This window comes from Pseudomonas sp. RL, from assembly GCF_000647775.1.
GTDB classification, from domain to species: domain Bacteria; phylum Pseudomonadota; class Gammaproteobacteria; order Pseudomonadales; family Pseudomonadaceae; genus Serpens; species Serpens flexibilis.
The window spans coordinates 1-2041 of record NZ_JBOY01000144.1 but is presented as its reverse complement, the minus strand read 5'-3'; the positions used below and the strand labels follow the sequence as shown (position 1 = coordinate 2041).

Below are 2041 nucleotides of genomic sequence, written 5' to 3'. Positions count from 1 at the left end.
TCATGGCCAAGGGTAAGTTCGAGCGCACCAAGCCGCACGTGAACGTGGGCACGATCGGTCACGTTGACCACGGCAAGACGACGCTGACGGCGGCGCTGACGAAGGTGGGTGCCGAGCGTTTTGGCGGCGAGTTCAAGGCGTACGACGCGATCGACAAGGCGCCGGAAGAGAAGGCGCGCGGCATCACGATCTCGACCTCGCACGTCGAGTACGAATCGCCGACCCGCCACTACGCGCACGTCGATTGCCCCGGCCACGCCGACTACGTGAAGAACATGATCACGGGTGCGGCGCAGATGGACGGCGCGATCCTGGTGTGCTCGGCGGCTGACGGCCCGATGCCGCAGACCCGCGAGCACATCCTGCTGGCCCGCCAGGTGGGTGTGCCCTACATCGTGGTCTACCTGAACAAGGCGGACATGGTGGACGACGCGGAGCTGCTGGAGCTGGTCGAGCTGGAAGTGCGCGAACTGCTGTCGAAGTACGACTTCCCGGGCGACGACACGCCGATCGTGAAGGGATCGGCGCTGAAGGCGCTGGAAGGCGACCAGTCGGAGATCGGCGTGCCGTCGATCATCGCGCTGGTGGAAGCGCTGGACACCTACATCCCGGAGCCGCAGCGCGACGTGGACAAGACCTTCCTGATGCCGGTGGAGGACGTGTTCTCGATTTCGGGCCGCGGCACCGTGGTGACCGGTCGAATCGAGCGCGGCATCATCAAGGTGGGTGACGAAGTCGAGATCGTGGGCATCCGCCCGACGGCCAAGACCACGGTGACCGGCATCGAGATGTTCCGCAAGCTGCTGGACCAGGGCCAGGCGGGCGACAACGCGGGTCTGCTGCTGCGCGGCACCAAGCGTGACGACGTCGAGCGCGGCCAGGTGCTGTGCAAGCCGGGCACGATCAAGCCGCACACCCAGTTCGAGGCCGAGGTGTACGTGCTGTCGAAGGACGAGGGCGGCCGTCACACGCCGTTCTTCAAGGGCTACCGTCCGCAGTTCTACTTCCGCACGACCGACGTGACGGGCGCCTGCGAGCTGCCCGAGGGCGTCGAGATGGTGATGCCGGGCGACAACATCAAGATGGTGGTGACGCTGATCGCCCCGATCGCGATGGAAGAAGGCCTGCGCTTCGCGATCCGCGAAGGCGGTCGTACCGTCGGCGCCGGTGTCGTTGCCAAGATCGTGCAGTAAGATATTGCTTTCCCCTCGCGGGAAGGCACGGCCAAGGCGAGTCGTACACGGCTCGCCTTCGGCCTTTTCGGAGTTAACGCTTCGTAACCTCGTGTACGCCAGTAGCTCAATTGGCAGAGCAGCGGTCTCCAAAACCGCAGGTTGGGGGTTCGAGTCCCTCCTGGCGTGCCATCTCAGAAGACCCGGATGAACGCAAAGGTCGCACAGAACGAAGCGGTGTCTACCAGCGACATCGTCAAATATGTCCTCGCCGTGCTGCTCGTGGTGGCCTCGCTGGCGGGCTTTTACTGGTTCTCCACGGCGCCCACTGCCCTGCGCGTGCTCGGCATGCTGGTTGGTTTCGGTGTCGCTGCGGGCGTGTTCATGCTCAGCGCCAAGGGCCGCGATGCGCGCGAGTTCTTCGCCGAGACCCGTTTCGAGCTGCGCAAGGTGGTCTGGCCGACGCGCCAGGAAACCACCCGCACCACCGGTCTGATCATCGTCGTGGTGATCATCATCAGCCTGATCCTGGCGCTGTTCGACCTGATCATTTCCACCGGCGTCCGCGCCCTTCTTGGCGCCTGAGGTCCGGACATGAGCAAGCGTTGGTATGTGGTCCAGGCGTACTCGGGGTTCGAGCAGCAGGTCAAGAAGGCTCTGATCGACCGTATCGCGCGCTCGGGTATCGAGGAGCGCTTCGGCGATGTCCTGGTGCCGACCGAGGAAATCATCGAAATGCGCGCGGGCCAGAAGCGCCGCAGCGAACGCAAGTTCTTTCCCGGCTATGTGCTTGTCCAGATCGAGACGAGCGGCGAGGGCGGCGGGCTGCGCATCGACGATGAGTGCTGGCACCTCGTCAAGACCACCCC

At 64.5% G+C, this 2041-nt stretch carries 3 protein-coding genes and 1 tRNA gene; all 4 read left to right on the top strand.

All coding sequences use genetic code 11. The features are described 5' to 3' along the window. The first annotated feature begins 2 nt into the window (after nt 1-2). Nucleotides 3-1193, top strand: coding sequence for an elongation factor Tu (gene tuf / locus AS93_RS0116890; protein WP_027591686.1), 1191 nt, complete (start codon nt 3-5; stop codon nt 1191-1193). A 95-nt stretch (nt 1194-1288) separates the two neighbouring features. Beyond that, nucleotides 1289-1364: transfer RNA gene (locus AS93_RS0116885), tRNA-Trp, on the top strand. Between the two features lie 15 nt (nt 1365-1379). Then, the gene (gene secE, locus AS93_RS0116880; RefSeq protein WP_027591685.1) at nt 1380-1757 is read left to right on the top strand and encodes a preprotein translocase subunit SecE; all 378 of its coding nucleotides are present in this window, start codon (nt 1380-1382) and stop codon (nt 1755-1757) included. Nucleotides 1758-1766: 9 nt separating this feature from the next. After that, the coding region (locus tag AS93_RS0116875) for a transcription termination/antitermination NusG family protein (protein ID WP_027591687.1) at nt 1767-2041 on the top strand (275 nt) is incomplete at its 3' end.